A 22,801-nucleotide genomic window follows, 5' to 3' on the forward strand; every position below is an offset into this window, starting at 1 on the left:
TCGTCCGATCATGACAACGCCGCTCATCCTTGCCTCTTCCAGCCCGTTCCGGCGGATGCTGATGGAAAATGCCGGCCTGCATTTCCAGGCGATTGCGGCTGATATCGACGAGCGTGTAATCGAGGCGCCGTTGGAGCGGGATGGAGCAGGACCGGACGCCGTGGCGCTGGTGCTGGCCAAGGCCAAGGCGAAAGAGGTGAGCGACCGCTTTCCGGGATCGCTTGTCATCGGCTCGGATCAGACCATGTCGCTCGGCAGCCAGGTCTTCCACAAGCCGAAGACGATGGCGGAGGCGGAGGGCCATCTGCGGAGCCTGTCCGGCAAGACCCACCGCCTGAACAGCGGCATCGCGTTGGCGCTGAATGGCGATATCATCTGGGAGCATGTGTCCCACGCCGAACTGACGGTGCGCGATCTCTCCGCTGATTTCATCCATCGTCATCTGACCCGCGTCGGCGACAAGGCATTGTCGAGCGTCGGCGCCTATCAGCTCGAGGGTGAGGGGATCCAGCTCTTCTCTAAAATCGACGGTGATTATTTCACCATTCTGGGATTGCCGATGCTGCCGCTGCTGCAAAAACTACGCGAATTGGGGGCGATCGATGGGTGATTCACGTGAAACACACAGCCCGAATGCCTTCGTCACCGGCTATCCCGTCAAGCATTCGCGCTCCCCGCTGATCCATGGCTACTGGCTGCGTACGCTCGATCTTGCGGGCAGCTATCGTGCTGTCGAAGTGACGCCGGATGATTTTCCGGCCTTTATTACGGCCCTGAAAGACCGTTCGAGCGCCTTCGTCGGCGGCAATGTGACGATCCCGCACAAGGAGATCGCCTTCAAGCTGGCGGATCGGCCGGATGAATTGTCCGAGGAACTCGGCGCGTCGAACACGCTCTGGCTTGAGGACGGGCTGCTGCATGCGACCAACACGGATGGTCGTGGTTTCACGGCCAATCTCGACGAGCGTCATCCCGGTTGGGATCGGACTGATAGGGCAGTGATCCTTGGTGCAGGTGGTGCCAGCCGCGCCGTCATCCAGGCGGTGCGCGACCGTGGCGTCAACGAGATCCATGTCGTCAACCGCACCGTCGAGCGGGCGCAAGAACTGTCCGATCGTTTTGGCGCGCATGTCCATGCCCATCCCATGGCGGCGCTGGGCGAGGTGATGCGCATCGCCGGTCTCTTCGTCAACACCACCTCGCTCGGCATGGAAAACGAGGTTGCGCCGACAATCGATTTTTCGCCGCTCGCTGAAAATGCCGTCGTCACCGACATCGTCTATGTGCCGTTGAAAACCCCGTTGCTGGCCCAGGCCGAGGAACAGGGCTTCGCCACTGTCGATGGTCTCGGCATGCTGCTGCATCAGGCCGTGCCCGGTTTCGAGACATGGTTCGGCAAGCGCCCAGTGGTCGACGAGGCGCTGCGGGCACTGATTATCGCCGATATGGATAAGCACTGATGATACGTGTTGGCCTCACCGGTTCGATCGGCATGGGAAAGTCGACCTCGGGCAAGCTGTTTGCCGAGGCCGGTATCCCCGTCAACGATGCCGATGCGGTGGTGCATGATCTTTATAGTGACAGCGGTGAAGCCGTTCCCCTGATCGAGGCCGCTTTTCCGGGGACGACGAAGAACGGAACCGTCGACCGGCAGGAGCTTGGCCGGCAATTGGGGCTCGATCCCTCCGGTTTCAAGCGCCTGGAGGCGATAGTTCATCCGCTGGTGCGGCAGCGCGAATGGATATTTCTGGACCGTCAGCGTGCCGCCGGCGCCGATATCGTCGTGCTGGATATTCCGCTGCTGTTCGAGACCGGCGCGGACAAGAGGGTCGACAGGATCGTCGTCGTCAGCTGCGATCCACAGGTTCAGAGAGAAAGAGTGCTTGCCCGGCCGGGCATGACGGAGGAAAAATTCAATATGATTCTCTCCCGCCAGACGCCGGATGCGGAGAAGCGGGCTCGGGCTGATTACATCATCGATACCAGCCACAGCCTCGACACGACGCGAGAGCAGATAAGAGTGATCATAGCGGACCTCCGGCACCAACCGGTGAACGACGGACCCACAGGCGGAGAGCCCTGACATGCGCGAAATCATCTTCGATACGGAAACCACCGGGCTCGACAACAGGGCAGACCGCATCATCGAAATCGGCGGCATCGAGCTCTTCAATCACTTTCCGACCGGCAAGACCCTGCATCTCTTTATCAATCCCGGCGACCGCAAGGTTCATCCGGATGCGTTGGCCGTGCACGGCATCACCGACGAATCCCTGAAGGACAAGCCGCCCTTTGCCGACGTCGCCGACGAGATCCTCGCCTTTTTCGAAGGCGCCAAGTGGATCGCCCACAATGCCACCTTCGACATGGGCTTCGTCAATGCCGAATTTAACCGGCTCGGCCGGCCGCCGATCCTGCCCGACATGGTCATCGATACGCTGGCCATGGCGCGGCGCAAGCATCCGATGGGTCCGAACTCGCTGGATGCGCTCTGCCGTCGTTACGGCATCGACAATTCCCACCGTACCCGCCACGGCGCGCTGCTCGACTCCGAACTTCTGGCCGAAGTCTACATCGAAATGATCGGCGGCCGGCAGACGGCGCTCGGGCTTGGCAGCAGCAACGGTTCGTCCGCGCGTTCCCGTCGGAATGACGATGTGGAAGAGGTCGTCGAGGATATTCTGGCGCGGCCTCAGCCCTTGCCGGGCAGGGTGAGCGAGACTGAAGAAGCCGCTCACGCCGCCCTGGTTGCCAAGCTCGGCGAAAAAGGCATCTGGTCGAAATACCGCGCCTCGAACTGAGGGAATATCTCAAGCACTCAATAGCGCTAGGCCCTGGTTCCCAGAGCGAGCCGGCAGGCCAGCCCCGTGAATACAGTCGCCAGAAGATATTGCGGCAGTTTCGGGAACCGGGAAAAACCAGCAAGGCGGGCGCGGATATGGCTGCCGACCAGGATCACCGAGCCATTCACAAAAAAACCGATCCCGTTCAAGATCGTCGCGAGCAAAAGCATCTGCCCGATCATTGACCCACCCTGGGGGCTGACGAACTGGGGGAACAGGGCAAGGACGAACAGCACCATTTTCGGGTTCAGGAGATTGGTCGCTAGGCCCTCCGTGAAAATCCGCTTGTTCGAAAGCTGTTTCAGCGCCGATGTCGGAGAAAAGCTCGATGCTTTCGAGCGGATCGTTTTGTACGCTAGAAAAAGAAGATAGGCGCAGCCGGCCCAACGCACGATCTCATAGGCGATCGGCGCGGTCATGAAGAGCTGCGAGAGGCCGAGTGCTGCGGCCAGAGCATGGCAGTATGTGCCGAGCGCAATGCCCGCATACGTCACGAAACCCGCGGCCCGCCCCTGGCTGACGCTGCGCGACGCGATGAGCAGCATATCGGGGCCGGGCGTGGCGGTGAGAACCACGGCGGCGGCGGCAAAAAGTGCAAGTGTGGAGAGATCCGGCATAAGTCTTCCCTTCGGATGGAGCCGGAATTCCCGTCTAGCAAATTTCGCTGGAATGGCAAGTCATGCCTGGCGTGGTCTGCGAACGAAAAATGCCCGGACATTGATCCGGGCATTTTCATTTCCATCGATGGAATTGACCGAAAGCTTAGTTCGGAACCGACGACACCTGGGCGCGGGCCTGCTCTTCGGCCATGCGCTGCGTGAACATCTGCGCGAAATCGATCGGGTCGATCATCAGCGGCGGGAAACCGCCATTGCGGGTGATGTCGGCAATGATCTGACGGGCAAAGGGGAACAGCAGGCGCGGGCACTCGATGAAGAGCAGCGGCAGCATATGTTCCTGCGGGAAGCCGGTGACGCGGAAGACGCCGCCGTAAACCAGCTCGGTATGGAAGAGAACCCGGTCGCCGTCCTTGGCGTCGGCATTCAGCGTCAGCACGACGTCGAAATCGGAATCCGACAGCGGATTGGCGTTGACGTTGACGTTGATGTTGATATCGGGAGCGTTTTCCCGGGCCTGCAGCGAGCGCGGTGCACCTGGATTTTCGAAGGAAAGATCCTTGGTGTATTGAGCAAGGATGGTAAGGCTCGGGCTGGCTGCGCCGTTGCTGTTTTCGTTGGCCATGGGGTTTCCTCTGACGTCAATAGGTGTCGCCATCTAGCATTTCGAATAAGGGCTTACAACCCTCGAGGCTCAGGCGAGCCTGGCCTCTTTGGCCTACTCTTCAAGGCGTTTGCGGTCAGACCAGGGTGAGTTGCGATTGGGCTCGCGATGGAAATCGGTCTCGTCGAGATCGACGACCCGTCCAGGCCCGGCCGGCCGGGGTTCGGGGCCGGGACCCGCACTTGCGCTCGGTCCTCGCCCGGGGCCGCGCCTGAACGGGCGCGTGCTGCCCAGAACGACGATGCGCTTGCGCAGGACCTTCCAGGCGAGCTCGCGTACGGCCGGAATGAAGAGCAACAGGCCGATAATGTCGGAAAGGAAGCCGGGGAGCATCAACAGAAAGGCGGCAACGACGATCATCGCGCCATGCACCATTTCGCGGCCCGGATCGCCGCCATTGCGGCTTTCGGCCGAAATGCGCTGCAGAATGCCGATGCCCTGAATTCTAAGAAGGGCCGCGCCGAGAACGGCACTCAGGATGACCAGCGCCAATGTTGCCCACACGCCGAGCATTTTGCCGACGATGATAAATCCGGCGATTTCGGCAAGCGGCATCAGAAAGACGAAGATAGGTACAAGGGATAGGCGCATGTTACGGTGTCCTGGAAGCGGGCGTATCTCTGACTTAGCATGATTTGGCTCGAAAACCGCGTCACACTTTAGGGGATCATGCTAAAGCGTTAGTTCATCGCATGTAATAAAGATACCGGTCCGCCATTTGAATGATAGATGGATGCAGACTATATGGGGAATGAAACTCTTAATTTTAATGGTGGTTCCGACACGAGATGGGTGCAAACGACTTTGTGACGATCTTTTTCCTGGTGGCAGCGGTGCTGATTTTCTTTCAGTTGCGCAGCGTCCTTGGCCGCCGCACGGGGAATGAGAAGCCGCCGCGCGATCTCTATGGTTCGCCCGATCAGGCCGCTGGCCCGAATGCGCCGGATGCCGGCAAGGTGGTAACCTTGCCGCGCCGCGATGCGACCGAGGATGAGGACCGCTTCGCCGCCATCGACGCCTTCACGGCAGCCGGCACGCCGCTCAATGATTCGCTGCGCGAATTGAACAAGGCGGATCCGAGCTTCAGCCCGAAGGAGTTCGTTAATGGCGCCCGCATGGCTTACGAGATGATCGTCATGGCTTTTGCCGATGGTGATCGCAACGCGCTGAAGGGTCTGCTGTCGCGCGAGGTCTATGAAGGCTTCGATGCCGCCATCACCGATCGCGAGGCCAAGGGCGAAAAGGTAAAGTCCACCTTCGTCGGCATCGACAAGGCCGATATCGTCAGCGCCGAGATGAAGGATACGGAAGCCACGGTGACGATGCGTATCGTCAGCCAGATGATTTCGGCGACCTACGACAAGGCAGGCACGCTGATCGATGGCGATGCCGAAACCGTGGCCGAAATTAGCGATGTCTGGACCTTTGCCCGCGACAGCCGTTCGCGCGACCCCAACTGGAAACTCGTGGCGACCGAATCCGAACAATGACGACCGCATCGAAGGATTTCAGGCTGGAGCCGGCAGCCTTCGCCGATCTGAAGGGCTGGGGGGATGATGATCCCTCCAGCCTTTTTCGTGCCATGCGGGACTGTCGGACCCATGTCCGCGATGTAAAGCCTTATCGCACCGGTGCCGCCGGCCTGACTGTCGATGATCTTTTGACCTTGCTTGACGATGCCGAAGGTTACGAGCCAAGTGACGCGGCCGAAGCCCGCGCCTTCTTCGAGGAGCGCTGCCAGCCCTTCTTCATTCGCCGCGGCGATGGCACCAAAGGTTTCGTCACCGCCTTTTTCGAGCCGGAAATTGCCGTTTCCGCAACACCGGACGAGACCTATCGCTATCCCTTCTATCGCCGGCCGGATGATCTGATCGATCTTGACGATGCCAACAGGCCCGCCGAGTTGGATCCATCCTATATGTTCGGCAGGTTGAAGGATGGGGTGATTTCCGCCTATCCCGACCGGGGCGAGATCGATCGCGGCTATCTGGAGGGCAGGGGCCTGGAGATCGCCTGGGCGAAGTCCAAGGTCGATGTCTTCTTCGTGCATGTGCAGGGCGCTGCGAGGCTGCGCTATCCCGATGGGCACATGGGCCGCATCACCTATGCCGCCAAGGCCGGCCACCCTTTCTCGGCCGTTGGCCGCCTGCTGATCGAGCGCGGCCTGCTCGACCGTGCCACAATCTCGATGCAGACGATCCGCGATTGGCTCTACGCCCATCCGCAAGAGGTCGACGAGGTTCTGTGGCATAACCGGTCCTATATCTTTTTCCGCGAGGCTGATGTCAGCGATCCCGCGCTCGGGCCGATCGCGGCGGCGAAGGTGCCGCTGGTTGCCGGCCGTTCGCTGGCGGTCGACCGGCTGATCCACACCTTCGGCTTTCCCTTCTTCATCCAGTCGGAAAGCCTGACCCATCTCGACGCCGGCCAACCCTTCGGGCGGCTGATGCTGGCGCTCGACACCGGTTCGGCGATCGTCGGTCCGGCGCGTGGCGATATCTTCACCGGTTCGGGCTACGATGCAGGAGAGCTCGCCGGTACCGTGCGCAACGATGCGGATTTTTATATATTGGTTCCGAAGGCGGCAGCTCAGAGGTTTGGCTGATGGCCCCAGAACGCAAAAGCCCAGAAGGCAAAAGCAAGGAACGAAAGCTCAGCACGGATGAGCGTGTGCTTTGGGGCAAGGTGGCGAAAAGCACCCGGCCCATGCCCGGGCGACAGGCCGACATGGAATCGTTCGACGAGGTTCTGGCGGCAGAGGCCAAGGCGGAGGAGACCGCGCGCGCCGAAAAGGCAAGGGTCGCTCCGGCACCCGTCGATCCGCAACTTTCGCCGGCACCAACAAAACAGCCCTCCGGCACGCATCATCCGCTGGAGCGCCCCGTCAAGCGCAAGATCGCCAAGGGGCGGCTGGCGCTGGAGGCGCGCATCGACCTGCATGGACTGATCCAGAGCGAGGCGCATGTGATGCTTCTGGACTTCTTGTTCCGGGCGCATGAGCGTGGTCTTCGCCATGTGCTCGTCATCACCGGCAAGGGCAGCTCCATGGGCAGCGACGGCGCCTTGAAGCGTGCCGTGCCGCTGTGGTTCTCCAAGCCGGAATTCCGCTTCCTGATTTCCTCCTACGAAACGGCGGCGCAGCACCATGGCGGCGACGGCGCCCTCTATATCCGCCTGTCGCGGCCGAAGGGGGACAGGCCGTGACCCCCTTCGGCGAAGCGGTCCGGAAACTGAGGGCACGCAAGGGTGTCTCGCAAAAGGACATGGCGGCGGCACTGAATGTGACGCCCGCCTATCTATCCGCCCTGGAGCATGGAAAGCGCGGCACGCCGACCTTTGATCTCTTGCAGCGCATCGCCGGATATTTCAACATCATCTGGGATGAGGCCGAGGAATTGTTCCTTTTGGCGCGCTTCTCCGACCCGCGCGTCGTGGTCGATACCTCGGGTCTGGCACCGGAATATACGGCCTTTGTCAACCGCCTGGCGGACCGGATTCGCAATCTCGACGCGACCACCATCAGGGAACTGTCCCTGGTTCTGGAAAATGCCGGAAAAAGGGGCTGAAAACCGCCTTAATCCCCTGTTTTATACCCCATATAGGGGCCTTCCGTTTGGAAGTTGCGGACGAAACATCCTATATTCAGGGAAAGAAAAACTGCTGATTCGTTAACGATCGGCGGTGTTCTCTAAAACACTGGAAAGACTTCAATAAATGACCGACATATCCGTAACCGAAAACGACGGCAATGCCGAGTATGGCGCAGACAGCATCAAGGTTCTGAAGGGTCTTGATGCCGTACGCAAACGGCCCGGCATGTACATCGGCGACACGGATGATGGTTCCGGTCTGCATCACATGGTTTACGAAGTCGTCGACAACGCCATCGATGAAGCGCTCGGCGGCTATGCCGATCTCGTCACCGTCACGCTCAATCCGGATGGTTCGGTGACGGTCACCGACAATGGTCGCGGCATCCCGACGGATATCCATACCGGTGAAGGCATCTCGGCGGCTGAAGTCATCATGACCCAGCTGCATGCCGGCGGTAAGTTCGACCAGAACTCCTACAAGGTCTCCGGTGGTCTGCACGGCGTCGGTGTCTCCGTCGTCAACGCTCTGTCCGTCTGGCTGAAGCTGAAGATCCGCCGTCAGGGCAGGATCAATGAAATGAGCTTTACGCACGGCGTCGCCGATGCGCCGCTGAAAGTGACGGGCGATGCCGGCAGCGAGACCGGCACTGAAGTCAGCTTCATGCCGAGCTCGGAAACCTTCACCATGACGGAATTCGACTATAGCACGCTGGAGCATCGCCTGCGCGAGCTCGCGTTCCTCAATTCCGGCGTCCGCATCCTGCTCACCGACAAGCGCCATTCCGACGTCAGGCAGGAAGAGATGCTCTACGACGGCGGTCTTGAGGCTTTCGTCAGGTATCTCGACCGCGCCAAGAAGCCGCTGGTCGACAAGCCGGTCGCCATCCGCAGCGAAAAGGACGGCATCACCGTCGAAGTGGCGATGTGGTGGAACGACAGCTACCACGAAAACGTACTCTGCTTCACCAACAACATCCCGCAGCGCGACGGCGGCACACATATGGCCGGCTTCCGTGGCGCTCTGACCCGCCAGATCACCTCCTACGGTGAGTCATCGGGCATCACCAAAAGGGAAAAGGTGACGCTGACCGGCGACGATTGCCGCGAAGGTCTGACGGCGGTGCTGTCGGTGAAGGTGCCGGACCCGAAATTCTCCTCGCAGACCAAGGACAAGCTGGTTTCCTCGGAAGTCCGCCCCGTGGTCGAAAGCCTCGTCAACGAGGCGCTCGGCACCTGGCTGGAAGAACATCCGGCCGATGCCAAGGTGCTGGTCGGCAAGGTTGTCGAAGCTGCGGCTGCCCGCGAAGCCGCCCGCAAGGCGCGTGAACTGACCCGGCGCAAGGGTGCCCTCGATATCGCATCGCTACCCGGCAAGCTCGCGGATTGCTCCGAACGCGATCCGGCCAAGTCCGAAGTCTTCCTCGTCGAGGGCGACTCGGCAGGTGGTTCGGCCAAACAGGGCCGTTCGCGCGAAAACCAGGCGATCCTGCCGCTGCGCGGCAAGATCCTCAATGTCGAGCGCGCTCGCTTCGACAAGATGCTGTCGAGCCAGGAAATCGGTACGCTGATCACCGCACTCGGCACCGGTATTGGCAAGGACGAGTTCAACGCCGACAAACTGCGCTATCATAAGATCATCATCATGACGGACGCCGATGTCGACGGCGCCCATATTCGCACGCTGCTGCTCACCTTCTTCTTCCGCCAAATGCCCGATCTCATCGAGCGCGGCCATCTCTACATCGCCCAGCCGCCGCTCTATAAGGTGACGCGCGGCAAGTCGGTGCAATACGTGAAGGATGAAAAGGCGTTCGAGGAATATCTGATCGGCCAGGGTCTGGACGATGCCAGCCTGCGGCTCGGCACCGGTGAAGTCCGCGCCGGCGAGGATCTGCGCGAACTGATCTTCGATGCCCTGCGCCTGCGCACGCTGCTCGGCAATCTGCATTCGCGCTATAATCGCGCTGTCGTCGAACAGGCGGCGATTGCCGGCGCTCTTAACGCCGAACTCGTCAGCGACCCGGCGAGTGCCGAAGGTCTGGTGAAGGATGTCGCCAGACGACTCGATATCATTGCCGAGGAAACCGAACGTGGCTGGACCGGTGCCGTGACCGGCGAAGGCGGCCTGCGTTTCGAGCGCATAGTGCGCGGCGTCAAGGAAGTCGTCGTTCTCGACATGGCGCTGATTGGTTCCCAGGATGCGCGCCTGATCGATCAGGTCGGCTCGCGCCTCAAGGACGTCTACGACCAGCCGCCGAAGCTTGCGCGCCGGGATGGCGAGACGGAGATTTCCGGCCCGGGCATGTTGCTGGAAACGGTGTTTGCCGCCGGCCGCAAGGGTCTCACCATGCAGCGCTACAAGGGTCTCGGCGAGATGAATGCCGAACAGCTCTGGGAAACGACGCTCGATCCGAACGCACGCTCGCTGCTGCAGGTGAGGGTTCCCGACGCGACCGACGCCGATGGCCTGTTTGCCCGCCTCATGGGCGATGAAGTCGAGCCGCGGCGCGAATTCATTCAGGACAATGCGCTGAACGTCGCAAACCTCGATATCTGATCGTCGGAATACCGACGAACGAAAAAGGCCCGCCTGGTTTTCAGGCGGGCCTTTTCATTTTGAGATCAATTACTTGGCGATGAAGGTGCCGTTGAAGGCAACTTCTGAAAGTGGCTTGCGGTCGTTCGGGGTTTCGCGTTCCCGAAGCTTTTCCGGAAGCTGGTTCTTGTCGCCGATCTTGCCGATCGCCACAGCGGCTTCGACGCGGAAGCCGTCCGGAATGCCGAGAACCTCATAGGATTTCTCGACATGGAAACCGCCCATGCCATGCGCCTCGTAGCCGGCCAGATGCGCCTGGATCGCCAGGAAGCCCCAGGCGGTGCCGGCATCGAAGGTGTGGCTGTAGTTCGGCTTCTGCTCGGCCGAACCAAGCTCACCGCCATGCGTGCGCGAGACGACGAAAAGCAGGGCGGAGGCGGACTTGGCCCAGCCCTGGTTGAATTCGATCAGCAGGCTCAGAAACTTGTCCCAGTTTTCCGAGCCGCGGAGCGCATAGACGAAGCGCCAGGGCTGCAGATTCGAGGCGGACGGCGCCCAATGCGCGGCCTCCAGAATGGTCAGCAGGTCTGATTCCGGCATGGTTTCGTTGGAATAGGCACGCGGCGACCAACGGTCGAGGAAGAGCTTGTCGATCGGATATTGCGATTCGCGGTTGTTGCTGGATGTCATGAGGGGTCTTTCATCTGAAGGAGGCTGTCGTGGAACTGTGGGAAGGGTCGACGACAAGCCCTGGGGGATACGCGTGAAATCTATACCTTGCTCGCATCCGCAGTCCAGACCACGTCGAGTTCCTCGCGGAAGGCGAAGCGCTTCAGGTGATCGGCAACGACGTTCTGCATGCGGTCGAGGTCCTGCGGATTCTCGACATGCAGGGTCATCAGCAGCGAGGAGGCATTTGCCGCCAATTCAAGCGAGGTCTCGGGGTTGAAGGGCACCGTGCCGGCGGTCTCGTTGAATTCGATGGTGAACTTGTGGCTCCAATGCTTGCAGAGCTGCTGCAGATAGCGGCTGGCATGATCGGTTTTCACGGAGGAAACGGAGGTGGGCATGCGGCACTCCAATAACTGGAATTTGAACGACAGGTTTTCCTACATAGTCGCATCCGGCTCGGCCAGGTAGACAGTCTGCTTCAACATTCCGTTATTTTAAGGATAGCCGATCTCGGCGGTGGCCAGCTATCGCGCTTTTCTGATACTCGACCATCTCCTAAAACCGGTCTAAGGTCCGCCTCGTTTCGGTGGAACGGAGGCCTTCATGGACTGGGAGGAGTTTCGGCGCTGGTCGGAAAAGGCGGCGGATTGGGGCGCGGATTATCGCGCATCGCTCCGTGAGCGGCCGGTCAGGGCACAGACGGCGCCTGGCGAGATTGCGGCGCATATTGCTGATTCTCCACCTGAATCCGGCGAATCCATGGAGGATATCTTCAGGGATTTCGAGGATATCCTCGTGCCCGGCATGACCCATTGGCAGCATCCGCGCTTTTTCGCCTATTTCCCCGCCAATGCGGCTCCGGTCTCGGTTGTCGCCGAATATCTGGTGAGCGCCATCGCCGCCCAATGCATGCTCTGGCAGACTTCGCCATCGGCCACAGAACTGGAAACCAAGGTCGTCGACTGGCTGCGGCAGGCGCTCGGCCTTCCGAATAGTTTCACCGGCGTCATCCAGGATTCCGCCTCGACGGCGACGCTTGCTGCCGTGCTGGTGATGCGCGAAAAGTCGCTCGACTGGCAGGGTAACAAACAAGGTCTCACGGCCAACAAGACGGTGCGGATCTATTGCACAGATCAGGTCCACACTTCGATCGATCGCGCCATCTGGATATCCGGCATCGGGGCTGACAACCTGGTCCGCATCCCCTCTAGCGGCCCGAACAGTGCCATGGATCCGCAGGCGCTGTTGGCCGCGATCGAGCGGGATCGTGCCGCGGGCCTGCTGCCGGCCGGCGTGATCGCCTGTGTCGGGGGCACCAGCATCGGTGCTTGCGACGATATTGCCGCGGTTGTCGATGTCGCGCACGCTCACGGTCTCTATGTGCATGTCGACGCGGCCTGGGCCGGTTCGGCGATGATCTGCCCGGAATTCCGCACGCTATGGCAAGGCGTCGAGCAGGCCGATTCCATCGTCTTCAATCCGCATAAATGGCTCGGCGCCCAGTTCGATTGCTCGGTACAGTTCATCCGCGAGCCGGAATCGCTGGTGCGGACGCTGGCGATCCATCCGGAATTCCTGCGCACCCACGGTCATGACGGTATCACCAATTATTCCGAATGGTCGGTGCCGCTCGGCCGCCGTTTTCGTGCGTTGAAGCTCTGGTTCTTGCTGCGATATCATGGGCTTGAAGGCTTGCGGGCGATGATCCGCAATCATGTGGCCTGGTCGCAAAATCTGGCTCAGCGTCTGGCGGCGGAGCCGGATTTCGAGATCGTCACGGAGCCGTTCCTGTCGCTGTTCTCCTTTGATCACAGGGCGCCCGACGGTGTCGATCAGGAGAGCCATACCCAGCGCCTGGTTGCTGCGATCAACAATGACGGCCGCATCTACCTGACACAGACGCGGGTCGGCGGCCGGTTGGTCATCCGTTTTCAGGCCGGTCAGTTCGAGACCACGGCGGAAGATATCGATGTGGCCTTTGCGACGATTGTTGAGATTGCGCGATCTTTGCCGTCCACATAGGAAAGGCTGTTGTTCCGGCGCGGACAAACAGGACGTGCTATGTTTCGAAATCGATTGATGACACTGGTGAATAAGTCGTTCATATATGGTGAAATCAATCTCGTCTTTTAAAATGCAGGGAAGGAAGACCTATGAAATTGTTGCGTGTTGGCGCGGCCGGCAAGGAAAAGCCGGCGCTTCTGGATAGCGATGGCAAGATCCGCGATCTCTCCGCGCATGTCGCCGATATCGGCGGCGAGGCGATTTCGCCAGCGGGCCTCGCGAAGATCGCCGCGCTCGATCCGAAGAGCCTGCCGGAATTGGCTGAAGGCCGCCTCGGCGCCTGCGTCGCCGGCACCGGCAAGTTCATCTGCATCGGCCTGAATTTCTCCGACCACGCCGCCGAAACCGGCGCCACGGTGCCGCCGGAGCCGATCATCTTCATGAAAGCGACCTCGGCTATCGTCGGCCCGAACGACAATGTGCTGATCCCGCGCGGCTCGCAAAAGACCGACTGGGAAGTCGAGCTTGGCGTCGTCATCGGCAAGACCGCCAAATATGTCAGCGAAGCCGACGCGCTGGATTATGTCGCCGGCTATTGCGTTTCGCACGACGTCTCCGAACGTGCGTTCCAGACCGAACGCTCGGGACAGTGGACCAAGGGCAAGTCCTGCGACACCTTCGGCCCGATCGGCCCCTGGCTGGTCACCAAGGACGAAGTCGCCGATCCGCAGAATCTCGGCATGTGGCTGAAGGTCAACGGCAAGACGATGCAGGACGGCTCGACCAAGACCATGGTCTATGGCGTCGCCTATCTCGTCTCCTACCTCAGCCAGTTCATGTCGCTGCATCCGGGCGACGTCATCTCCACCGGCACGCCTCCCGGCGTCGGCATGGGCATGAAGCCGCCGCAGTTCCTGAAGGCCGGCGATGTCGTCGAGCTTGGCATGGAAGGCTTGGGCACGCAGCGCCAGACGTTCCTCGCCGACGCCTGATAGTCGGTGCGTTAAGGTTTTGAGACCATTCTGGATGCCGGGGAGCTTGTTCCCCGGCATTTTTGCTGGTTGGTGCGATGCAAAATTGATGTTGCCTTGCAGCAAAAGGTGCTATTCTGGCTTGAAGGATGAAGACCACGCGTGGGGAGCGGTCGTTATCTGATTGTGTAACGTGTCCGGGAGCACGTTGCGGAGGACGCAGTAACGCTTAAAGGCGCATTTAAGCTTTCTGGAAATCGCTGATTTTCGAGGCTTGGCACCAGCTTCTCGAGAGGAGACGCTTTCCGATGTTTTATCAGCTTTATGAACTCAATCATGCCGCCCTGGCGCCGTTCCGCGCCGCCGCCGACATGATGCGTTTGGCCTATGCCAATCCGCTCAATCCACTCTCCCATACGGTGCTTGGCCGCACGATGACGGCAAGTCTCGAGATGTTCGAGCGCACCACGCGGCGTTATGGCAAACCGGAATTCGGGCTCCCTGAAACCCAGATCGACGGCAAGCCGGTTTCGGTCCATGAAAAGATCGTCTGGAAGAAGCCTTTCTGCAATCTGATCCATTTTGAGCGCAGCCTGCCGGCAGGTCATGGCAGTGATCCGCGCATCCTGATCGTCGCGCCGATGTCTGGCCACTATGCGACGCTGCTGCGCGGCACCGTCGAAGCGCTGTTGCCGAGCGCCGACGTCTATATCACCGACTGGATCGACGCCCGCATGGTGCCGATGACCGAAGGCACCTTCGATCTCGAGGATTACATCGACTACGTCATCGAGATGCTGCACCATCTCGGCCCCGACACTCATGTTGTCGCCGTCTGTCAGCCCTCCGTGCCGGTTCTGGCCGCAGCCGCGGTGATGGAAGCGGCTGGCGACCCGCTGTCGCCCGCGTCGATGACGCTGATGGGCGGGCCGATCGATACGCGCATCAATCCGACGGCGGTCAACCAGCTCGCCAAGGACAAGCCGCTGGATTGGTTTGCCGACAATGTCGTCATGAACGTGCCCTGGCCGCAGCCGGGCTTCCTGCGGCCGGTCTATCCCGGCTTCCTGCAGCTCTCCGGCTTCATGTCGATGAATCTCGACCGGCACATGATCGCCCACAAGGACTTCTTCATGCACCTCGTCAAGAATGATGGCGAGCCGGCGGAGAAGCACCGTGATTTCTATGACGAATATCTGGCGGTCATGGACCTGACGGCGGAATTCTATTTGCAGACCGTCGATGAGGTCTTCATCAAGCATGCGTTGCCGAAGGGTGAGCTGATGCATCGCGGCCAGCGCGTCGATCCCTCGGCGATCCGCAATGTCGCGCTGCTGACGGTCGAGGGCGAAAACGACGATATTTCCGGCGTCGGTCAGACAGGGGCGGCGCAGACCATCTGCACGAATATCCCCGACGACATGCGGATGCATTACCTGCAACCCGATGTCGGCCATTACGGCGTCTTCAACGGTTCGCGCTTCCGCCGCGAGATCGCGCCGCGCATTCTTGCCTTCACCCGCGAGCATGCGCGCAGCGGCAAGCCGGTCGTCAAGCGCGTGATCAAGGGCGGCAAATCCGCCTGAGATTGCAAAGAATTAGCTTTTGTTGAATTATCGGGCCGGATTCAAAGACTTGCCCGATTTCCCCGGCAAAAGCCATTGAAGGCTCGCGAAGAGGTAACCATCTCGATTCCAGCGGTTCGGCATGTGGTCGAACCGACTTACTGCGAGGATACCTCACGATGAACCAGTCAGCATTGCTTCGCCCGGATTGGACTCCGGCCACCATTGCTCTGATGGTGCTTGGCTTCGTGGTCTTCTGGCCGCTTGGTCTCGCCATGCTTGCTTATATTCTCTTCGGTGAACGCCTGAGAGATTTCAAACGGGATGTGAACGAGAAGGCCGACGGCGTGTTCAACGGCTTCTCCGGCTGTGGTCGCCACCGTGGCCGTCACCGCGCCCATTTCACCACCGGCAACGTCGCCTTCGACGATTGGCGCCGGGCAGAGCTGGAGCGCCTTGAAGAAGAACGCCGCAAGCTCAATGAAATGCGTGCCGAGTTCGACACCTATGTCCGCGAGCTTCGCCGCGCCAAGGATCAGGACGAATTCGACCGCTTCATGCGCGACCGCAACAACGTCAAGCGCAACGACGATAACGGCCCGGCTCCGGAATTCCAGACGCCGTAATCGGCAGCCAGTCTTACCCATGAAACCGGCATCCTGTGATGCCGGTTTTTCTTTGCCAGAAACCCGAGCGAATCGTATAAAACTGCTGTCCATGTTTCCGCTTCTGTCCAGATCCCGCCGATCCGCTCCCCAGCCGCCTGCGCCGGAAACGCGCACGCTGGAGGTGGCTGGTCGGCTGATGCCGCTGACGATCCGCCAGAATGAGCGGGCGACACGGATCACGCTGCGGATCGAGCCCGGCGGACGGGCGCTGAAGATGACCATTCCGCGCGGTCTGGCGGCACGCGAGGTCAACGCCTTCCTCGACCGGCATCAGGGCTGGCTGCTGACCAAGCTCGCGAAATTCTCCACCGAAAGCAGTCTCAGGAGCGGCGGCGAAATCCTCCTGCGCGGCATCCGCCATCGCATCGTGCATACCGGCACCCTGCGCGGCCTGACCGAGGCGACCATTATCGACGGTATCCCGGTCCTGCGTGTCAGCGGCATGCCGGAACATGCCGGCCGGCGCATCGCCACCTTCCTCAAGAAAGAGGCCCGCGCCGATCTGGAAAGACTGGTGGCGGTGCATGCGGGAGCGATCCGCGCGCCTGTCTCCTCGATCAGCATGAAGGATACCCGCAGCCGCTGGGGTTCCTGCTCGTCCGAGGGAAATCTGAGCTTCTCCTGGCGCATCGTCATGGCGCCGCCGCTGGTGATCGACTACCTCGCCGCCCACGAAGTCGCGCATTTGCGCGAAATGAACCACGGCCCGCGCTTCTGGGCGCTCTGCCGCAAGCTCTGCCCGGAGATGGACGAGGCCAAGGCCTGGCTGAAACGCCATGGCAGCCACCTGCATGCGATCGATTTCGATTGATCGCATAGCCTGATGCACGAAATAAGAGACCAAGCATCCGCCCTCGTGGTTCGAGGTTCCGGTCCTTTCGACAAGCTCAGGAACCTACGCGCCTCACCATGAGGGCTACCCCCATGCAAGATGATACATTGAACTGGCCTCATGCGGCAGGAACCGGCTTAGTGCGACGATGCTTACTCCATCCTCACCCTGAGGTGCGAAGCCTCGAAGGGCGAGGATGGCCGGGAGGAGGCAACAATCGGCGCGTATGGGAAGAGCCTAAAAATCCCGCCTTTGTCGCGTTTAGGCTCGACTCTTTCTAATTTTCATGTCACTCCGCTGCCATGAACCCCGATATCAAAATTTGCGGTCTGAAAACGCCGGAAGCTATGGATCGTGCGCTTGAGCGCGGCGCCACGCATGTCGGTTTTATCTTCTTTGAAAAGAGCCCCCGCTATATCGAGCCGGATCTTGCCGGTAAGCTCGCCGAGCGTGCTCGCGGCAAGGCGAAGATTGTCGCGGTAACGGTCAATCCGACCAATGACGATCTTGATGAGATCATCTCGCTGGTGCGCCCCGATATTCTTCAGCTCCACGGCAATGAAAGCCCGGAGCGTGTGCTGACGATCAAAGCGGTCTATAATCTGCCGGTGATGAAGGCCATGTCGGTGCGTGACGCCGACGATCTGAAGCGGGTCGAAGCCTATATTGGTATTGCCGACCGCTTCCTGTTCGACGCCAAGCCGCCGGCCGGTTCGGAGTTGCCGGGCGGAAACGGCGTGTCCTTCGACTGGAGCTTGATGAGTTGGCTCGACGATCGCGTCGACTACATGCTGTCGGGCGGCGTGAACAAGGACAATTTCGCCCAGGCACTGGCATCCACCAAGGCCACGGGCATCGATCTCTCCTCCGGCGTCGAAAGCGCGCCGGGTGTGAAGGATCCGAAGAAGATCGACGAATTTTTCGACGCTGTTGCAGAAGCATGCCTGCCGGAACCGGCAGCAGGGAGTTAAGAGTGAACCAGACGCCAAAGCTGAATTCCTTCCGCGCCGGTCCCGATGAGGACGGCCGTTTCGGTATTTATGGTGGCCGCTTCGTCGCTGAGACGTTGATGCCGCTGATCCTGGATCTACAGGCAGAATGGGAAAAGGCGAAGAACGATCCGGCCTTCCAGGCGGAACTGAAATCGCTCGGTACCCATTATATCGGCCGCCCGAGCCCGCTTTATTTCGCCGAGCGCCTGACGGCCGAGCTTGGCGGCGCCAAGATCTATTTCAAGCGCGAAGAGCTGAACCATACCGGCTCGCACAAGATCAACAATTGCATCGGCCAGATCCTGCTCGCCAAGCGCATGGGCAAGACCCGCATCATCGCCGAAACCGGCGCCGGCCAGCACGGCGTTGCTTCGGCGACGGTTGCCGCCCGCTTCGGACTGCCCTGCGTCGTGTACATGGGCGCGACCGATGTCGAGCGCCAGGCACCGAACGTTTTCCGCATGAAGCTCCTCGGCGCCGAGGTCATTCCGGTGACGGCCGGCAGCGGCACGCTGAAGGACGCCATGAACGAGGCCCTTCGCGATTGGGTCACCAATGTCGACGATACCTATTACCTGATCGGCACGGCCGCCGGCCCGCATCCCTATCCGGAAATGGTTCGCGATTTCCAGGCCGTGATCGGCACGGAAGCCAAGCAGCAGATGCTGGAAGCCGAGGGACGCCTGCCGGATCTCGTCATTGCGGCCGTCGGCGGCGGTTCGAACGCGATCGGCATCTTTCATCCGTTCCTCGATGACGAGAGCGTCAAGATCGTCGGCGTCGAAGCTGGTGGTAAGGGCCTGCAGGGCGATGAGCATTGCGCCTCGATCACCGCCGGTTCGCCCGGCGTGCTCCACGGCAACCGCACCTACCTGTTGCAGGACGGCGACGGCCAGATCAAAGAGGGGCATTCGATTTCGGCTGGCCTCGACTATCCCGGTATCGGCCCGGAACATTCCTGGCTCAACGATATCGGCCGCGCAGAATATGTGCCGATCATGGACCATGAAGCGCTGGAAGCTTTCCAGACGCTGACGCGGCTTGAAGGCATCATTCCGGCGCTGGAGCCGAGCCACGCGCTCGCCGAAGTCATCAAGCGCGCGCCGAAGATGGGCAAGGACGAGATCATCCTGATGAATCTCTCCGGTCGCGGCGACAAGGACATCTTCACCGTCGGCAAGATTTTGGGAATGTGAGTTAGACATCATGACCGCACGTATGGACAAACGCTTCGCCGCTCTGAAGGCTGAAGGCCGCCCGGCGCTCGTCACCTATTTCATGGGCGGCGATCCGGACTATGACACCTCGCTCGGCATCATGAAGGCGCTGCCGGAAGCCGGCGCCGATGTCATCGAGCTCGGCATGCCCTTTTCCGATCCCATGGCCGATGGCCCGGCGATCCAGCTCGCCGGCCAGCGCGCGCTGAAGGCCGGCCAGACACTGAAGAAGACGCTGCAGCTCGCCGTCGATTTCCGCAAGACGGACGCCGAGACGCCGATCGTGCTGATGGGTTACTACAATCCCATCTACATCTACGGCGTCGAGACCTTCCTTGATGACGCGATCGCCGCCGGCATCGACGGCCTGATCGTCGTCGATCTGCCGCCGGAAATGGATGACGAGCTCTGCATCCCGGCGATCCGCAAGGACATCAATTTCATCCGCCTGGCGACGCCGACCACCGACGACAAGCGCCTGCCGACCGTGCTGAAAAACACCTCCGGCTTCGTCTATTATGTCTCGATGAACGGCATCACCGGTTCCGCCCTGCCGGATCCGTCGCTGGTCTCAGGCGCCGTGAAGCGCATCAAGCAGCATACTGAACTGCCTGTCTGCGTCGGCTTCGGCGTCAAGACGGCCGAGCACGCGAAGGTCATCGGCGCCTCAGCGGATGGCGTCGTTGTCGGCACGGCGATCGTCAACCAGATCGCCACCAGCCTGACCAAGGACGGCAAGGCCAGCGCCGATACCATCCAGGCCGTTGCGACGCTGGTGCGCGGCCTGTCGACGGGAACGCGCTCCTCGCGCCTTGTTGCCGCCGAATAGTTTCCCACATAAGCACAGGCCTTCGATCGGAAGAGATTGAAGAAATGGCTTATGCGCAGTAGGTGTCGACTACGATATCGATTAATTCAGTCGATCAGGAGTTTTCGAATTGAACTGGATCACCAATTACGTCCGCCCGCGGATCAATTCCATGCTGGGCCGCCGCGAAGTGCCGGAAAATCTCTGGATCAAGTGCCCGGAGACCGGAGAGATGGTCTTCCACAAGGATCTGGAAGACAATAAGTGGGTCATCCCCGCTTCCGGCTTCCATATGAAGATGCCGGCCAAGGCCCGCCTTGCCGATCTTTTCGACAAGGGCGAATATGAAGCCTTGGCCCAGCCGAAGGTCGCGCAGGACCCGCTGAAGTTCCGCGACTCGAAGAAATACACCGATCGCCTGAAGGACAGCCGCGTCAAGACCGACCAGGAAGACACGATCGTCGCCGGCGTCGGCAAAGTTCGCGGCTTGAAGCTCGTGGCCGTGGTGCATGAATTCAATTTCATGGGCGGTTCGCTCGGCATTGCCGCCGGCGAGGCGATCGTCAAGGCGTTCGAACGCGCCATTGCCGAGAAGTGCCCGCTGGTCATGTTCCCGGCTTCGGGCGGCGCCCGCATGCAGGAAGGTATTCTGTCGCTGATGCAGCTGCCGCGCACGACGGTTGCCGTCGACATGCTGAAGGAAGCTGGCCAACCTTATATCGTTGTCCTGACCAACCCGACAACGGGTGGCGTCACCGCCTCCTACGCCATGCTCGGCGATGTCCACCTGGCGGAGCCGGGCGCGGAAATCTGCTTTGCCGGCAAGCGCGTCATCGAACAGACGATCCGCGAAAAGCTGCCGGAAGGCTTCCAGACCTCGGAATATCTGCTCGAGCATGGCATGGTCGACATGGTCGTGAAGCGTCATGATATCCCCGATACGCTGGCGACGCTTCTGAAGATCCTGACCAAGGCTCCGGCGAACGACGTGTCGGCAAAGAGCCTGAACGGTGCAGCCGCGCCGCTGGTGGCGAACGGCTGACCTGAAACGGATGGCCGAAAGGCGGAGGTGCGGGTGATGGCGATGGATCAATCCGCAGTGAGCGAGGCAGCGCAGGAGATCGACAAGCTGATGGGGCTACACCCCAAGGGCTACGATCTCTCGCTGGACAGGATCACCCGCCTTCTCGACATCCTCGGCAATCCGCAGAACAAGCTGCCGCCGGTGATCCATGTCGCCGGCACCAATGGCAAAGGTTCGGTGACGGCCTTCTGCCGCGCGCTTCTCGAAGCGGGCGGCTACAGCGTGCATGTTCATACCTCGCCGCATCTCGTCAACTGGCATGAGCGCTACCGCATCGGCGTCAAGGGCGGCCGTGGCGAACTGGTTGATGACGCGGTCTTCGCCGAAGTGCTGAGGCGCATCGCCGATGCCAATGGCGGCGAGAAGATCACGGTTTTCGAGATCCTGACGGCGGCCACCTTCATCCTGTTTGCCGAGCATCCGGCCGACGCCGCCGTCATCGAAGTCGGCCTCGGCGGCCGTTTCGATGCCACCAATGTCATTTCCGATCCGGCCGTTTCGGTGATCATGCCGATCTCGCTCGATCACCAGCCCTATCTTGGAGATCGGGTCGAGTTGATCGCCGCCGAAAAGGCGGGGATCATGAAGGCCGGCCGGCCTGTCGTCATCGGTCATCAGGACTATGACGCGGCGCTCGACGTGCTGATATCGACCGCCGAGCGCCTGCGCTGCCCGACCGCCGTCTTCGGCCAGGATTTTTCCGCCCATGAGGAATATGGTCGGCTCGTCTATCAGGACGAATTCGGCCTTGGCGACCTGCCGTTGCCGCGCCTGCCGGGCCGGCATCAATATGGCAACGCCGCCGCTGCCATCCGCGCCGTCAAGGCGGCGGGCTTTACCGTCACCGAGGCGATGATGGAAAAGGCGATGATCTCGGTCGAATGGCCGGGCCGCCTGCAGCGCCTGACGGAGGGCGAGCTGTTACCGCATGCCCCGGAAGGTGCGGAAATCTGGGTCGATGGCGGTCACAATCCCGGCGCTGGCGAGGTTATAGCCGAAGCCATGGCCAGTTTCGAGGAGCGTCAGCCGCGCCCGCTGTTCCTGATCATCGGCATGATCAACACCAAGGATCCCCTAGGCTATTTCAAGGCCTTCACGGGTCTGGCGGAAAAGGTCTATTGCGTGCCGATCCGCGGCAGCGAGGCGATGATCGATCCGGTCATCCTGGCAAACTCGGCCTATGACGCTGGCCTGGTGGCCGAGCCGATGTCGACGGTCCGCCAGGCGCTGGACGAAATCAGGGAACTGGCCGTGCCCAACATGCCGGCGCCGCGCATCCTGATCGGCGGCTCGCTCTATCTCGTCGGCGATGTTCTCGCCGACAACGGTACGCCACCGAAGTAACGAATATTCCCAACAAAAAAGCCCGGACGAGCCGGGCTTTTTGATTCATTCAGTCGATACCTGATCAGGCAGCGGCAGCGCCTTTGATCCAGCTTTCCAGAGCCGATTTTGGCGCGGCGCCAACCTTGATGTCGGCGACTTCGCCGGCCTTGAACATGGCAAGCGTCGGGATCGAGCGAACACCGAACTGGGCAGCCAGTTCCGGGTTCTCATCGATATTGAGCTTGGCGACCTTCACCTGGCCTTCGAACTGCTCGGAGAGCTCTTCGAGAGATGGAGCGATCATCTTGCACGGGCCACACCATTCGGCCCAGAAATCAACGATGACGGGCTCTGCGGACTGAAGAACTTCGGAGGCGAAGTTAGCGTTATCGACTTTTACGGTAGCCAT

At 60.7% G+C, this 22,801-nt stretch carries 25 protein-coding genes; 19 read left to right on the forward strand and 6 right to left on the reverse strand.

Translation table 11 applies throughout. From position 1 onward, the window contains the following. Positions 1 to 10: 10 nt before the first annotated feature. Genes AC1RO0_RS26560 through dnaQ form a run of 4 tightly spaced genes read left to right on the forward strand, consistent with a single transcriptional unit; the run spans position 11 to position 2,801 of the window. Entirely contained in the window at positions 11 to 610 is a 600-nt protein-coding gene (locus AC1RO0_RS26560) for a Maf-like protein (RefSeq protein WP_498595548.1), read from the forward strand. Then, complete coding sequence (locus tag AC1RO0_RS26565) at positions 603 to 1,460, forward strand: shikimate dehydrogenase (RefSeq protein WP_498595549.1); 858 nt, start codon at positions 603 to 605, stop codon at positions 1,458 to 1,460. Before AC1RO0_RS26560 ends, AC1RO0_RS26565 begins: the two co-directional genes overlap by 8 nt. Further along, positions 1,460 to 2,083 (forward strand): dephospho-CoA kinase, encoded by a 624-nt coding sequence (gene coaE, locus AC1RO0_RS26570; protein WP_498595550.1) that lies wholly within the window; start codon positions 1,460 to 1,462, stop codon positions 2,081 to 2,083. The genes AC1RO0_RS26565 and coaE overlap by 1 nt, the downstream gene beginning before the upstream one ends. A 1-nt stretch (position 2,084) precedes the next feature. Beyond that, a complete protein-coding gene (gene dnaQ, locus AC1RO0_RS26575) occupies positions 2,085 to 2,801 on the forward strand; it encodes a DNA polymerase III subunit epsilon (RefSeq protein ID WP_498595551.1) in 717 nt (238 codons plus the stop codon). 26 nt (positions 2,802 to 2,827) lie between these two features. Here the strand turns inward: dnaQ and AC1RO0_RS26580 are convergent, their stop codons facing one another. The 3 genes from AC1RO0_RS26580 to AC1RO0_RS26590 all read right to left on the reverse strand — a co-directional run bounded on the left by AC1RO0_RS26580 (position 2,828) and on the right by AC1RO0_RS26590 (position 4,715). Continuing rightward, a complete protein-coding gene (locus AC1RO0_RS26580; protein WP_498595552.1) occupies positions 2,828 to 3,460 on the reverse strand; it encodes a LysE family translocator in 633 nt (210 codons plus the stop codon). Between the two features lie 145 nt (positions 3,461 to 3,605). Beyond that, complete coding sequence (secB, locus tag AC1RO0_RS26585; protein ID WP_498595553.1) at positions 3,606 to 4,085, reverse strand: protein-export chaperone SecB; 480 nt, start codon at positions 4,083 to 4,085, stop codon at positions 3,606 to 3,608. 93 nt (positions 4,086 to 4,178) lie between these two features. After that, a complete protein-coding gene (locus tag AC1RO0_RS26590) occupies positions 4,179 to 4,715 on the reverse strand; it encodes an FxsA family protein (protein WP_498595554.1) in 537 nt (178 codons plus the stop codon). Positions 4,716 to 4,912: 197 nt separating this feature from the next. On the opposite strand from AC1RO0_RS26590, the gene AC1RO0_RS26595 reads away from it, so the two are divergent. From AC1RO0_RS26595 to gyrB, 5 genes are all read left to right on the forward strand, one after another. Continuing rightward, positions 4,913 to 5,614, forward strand: coding sequence for a Tim44/TimA family putative adaptor protein (locus AC1RO0_RS26595; protein WP_498595555.1), 702 nt, complete (start codon positions 4,913 to 4,915; stop codon positions 5,612 to 5,614). Continuing rightward, the gene (gene mltA / locus AC1RO0_RS26600; protein ID WP_498595556.1) at positions 5,611 to 6,729 is read left to right on the forward strand and encodes a murein transglycosylase A; all 1,119 of its coding nucleotides are present in this window, start codon (positions 5,611 to 5,613) and stop codon (positions 6,727 to 6,729) included. The genes AC1RO0_RS26595 and mltA overlap by 4 nt, the downstream gene beginning before the upstream one ends. Further along, a complete protein-coding gene (locus AC1RO0_RS26605; protein WP_498595557.1) occupies positions 6,729 to 7,328 on the forward strand; it encodes a Smr/MutS family protein in 600 nt (199 codons plus the stop codon). The genes mltA and AC1RO0_RS26605 overlap by 1 nt, the downstream gene beginning before the upstream one ends. Next, a complete protein-coding gene (locus AC1RO0_RS26610; RefSeq protein ID WP_498595558.1) occupies positions 7,325 to 7,690 on the forward strand; it encodes a helix-turn-helix domain-containing protein in 366 nt (121 codons plus the stop codon). The genes AC1RO0_RS26605 and AC1RO0_RS26610 overlap by 4 nt, the downstream gene beginning before the upstream one ends. Positions 7,691 to 7,838: 148 nt before the next feature. Beyond that, the gene (gene gyrB / locus AC1RO0_RS26615) at positions 7,839 to 10,274 is read left to right on the forward strand and encodes a DNA topoisomerase (ATP-hydrolyzing) subunit B (RefSeq protein ID WP_498595559.1); all 2,436 of its coding nucleotides are present in this window, start codon (positions 7,839 to 7,841) and stop codon (positions 10,272 to 10,274) included. A 69-nt stretch (positions 10,275 to 10,343) separates the two neighbouring features. On the opposite strand, the gene AC1RO0_RS26620 is transcribed toward gyrB, so the two are convergent. After that, entirely contained in the window at positions 10,344 to 10,943 is a 600-nt protein-coding gene (locus AC1RO0_RS26620) for a nitroreductase family protein (protein ID WP_498595560.1), read from the reverse strand. A gap of 80 nt (positions 10,944 to 11,023) precedes the next feature. After that, complete coding sequence (locus AC1RO0_RS26625) at positions 11,024 to 11,323, reverse strand: DUF2218 domain-containing protein (protein ID WP_498595561.1); 300 nt, start codon at positions 11,321 to 11,323, stop codon at positions 11,024 to 11,026. 205 nt (positions 11,324 to 11,528) lie between these two features. Here AC1RO0_RS26625 and AC1RO0_RS26630 point away from each other — a divergent pair, with 205 nt between their 5' ends. The 10 genes from AC1RO0_RS26630 (at position 11,529) to AC1RO0_RS26675 (ending at position 22,410) form a co-directional block, all read left to right on the forward strand. Then, complete coding sequence (locus AC1RO0_RS26630; RefSeq protein WP_498595562.1) at positions 11,529 to 12,947, forward strand: pyridoxal phosphate-dependent decarboxylase family protein; 1,419 nt, start codon at positions 11,529 to 11,531, stop codon at positions 12,945 to 12,947. Positions 12,948 to 13,078: 131 nt separating this feature from the next. Continuing rightward, entirely contained in the window at positions 13,079 to 13,921 is an 843-nt protein-coding gene (locus tag AC1RO0_RS26635) for a fumarylacetoacetate hydrolase family protein (RefSeq protein ID WP_498595563.1), read from the forward strand. Positions 13,922 to 14,208: 287 nt separating this feature from the next. Next, on the forward strand, positions 14,209 to 15,486 hold the full coding sequence (locus tag AC1RO0_RS26640; protein ID WP_498595564.1) for a polyhydroxyalkanoate depolymerase: 1,278 nt from the start codon (positions 14,209 to 14,211) through the stop codon (positions 15,484 to 15,486). Between the two features lie 158 nt (positions 15,487 to 15,644). Then, entirely contained in the window at positions 15,645 to 16,091 is a 447-nt protein-coding gene (locus AC1RO0_RS26645) for a DUF2852 domain-containing protein (RefSeq protein ID WP_498595565.1), read from the forward strand. 91 nt (positions 16,092 to 16,182) lie between these two features. After that, positions 16,183 to 16,944 carry a M48 family metallopeptidase gene (locus AC1RO0_RS26650; RefSeq protein WP_498595566.1) on the forward strand — a complete coding sequence of 254 codons (762 nt, stop codon included), beginning with the start codon at positions 16,183 to 16,185 and terminating at the stop codon, positions 16,942 to 16,944. Positions 16,945 to 17,267: 323 nt separating this feature from the next. Further along, positions 17,268 to 17,936 carry a phosphoribosylanthranilate isomerase gene (locus tag AC1RO0_RS26655; protein ID WP_047525365.1) on the forward strand — a complete coding sequence of 223 codons (669 nt, stop codon included), beginning with the start codon at positions 17,268 to 17,270 and terminating at the stop codon, positions 17,934 to 17,936. Between the two features lie 2 nt (positions 17,937 to 17,938). Then, complete coding sequence (gene trpB, locus AC1RO0_RS26660; RefSeq protein WP_498595567.1) at positions 17,939 to 19,153, forward strand: tryptophan synthase subunit beta; 1,215 nt, start codon at positions 17,939 to 17,941, stop codon at positions 19,151 to 19,153. A 10-nt stretch (positions 19,154 to 19,163) separates the two neighbouring features. After that, positions 19,164 to 20,003 (forward strand): tryptophan synthase subunit alpha, encoded by an 840-nt coding sequence (gene trpA, locus AC1RO0_RS26665; protein ID WP_498595568.1) that lies wholly within the window; start codon positions 19,164 to 19,166, stop codon positions 20,001 to 20,003. Between the two features lie 109 nt (positions 20,004 to 20,112). Next, on the forward strand, positions 20,113 to 21,024 hold the full coding sequence (accD, locus tag AC1RO0_RS26670; protein ID WP_153369388.1) for an acetyl-CoA carboxylase, carboxyltransferase subunit beta: 912 nt from the start codon (positions 20,113 to 20,115) through the stop codon (positions 21,022 to 21,024). Between the two features lie 36 nt (positions 21,025 to 21,060). After that, positions 21,061 to 22,410 carry a bifunctional folylpolyglutamate synthase/dihydrofolate synthase gene (locus tag AC1RO0_RS26675; protein WP_498595569.1) on the forward strand — a complete coding sequence of 450 codons (1,350 nt, stop codon included), beginning with the start codon at positions 21,061 to 21,063 and terminating at the stop codon, positions 22,408 to 22,410. A gap of 64 nt (positions 22,411 to 22,474) precedes the next feature. Here AC1RO0_RS26675 and trxA read toward each other — a convergent pair whose 3' ends face one another. Beyond that, positions 22,475 to 22,801 (reverse strand): thioredoxin, encoded by a 327-nt coding sequence (trxA, locus tag AC1RO0_RS26680; RefSeq protein ID WP_498595570.1) that lies wholly within the window; start codon positions 22,799 to 22,801, stop codon positions 22,475 to 22,477.

Source organism: Rhizobium sp. GW821-FHT14E12 (assembly GCF_058803745.1).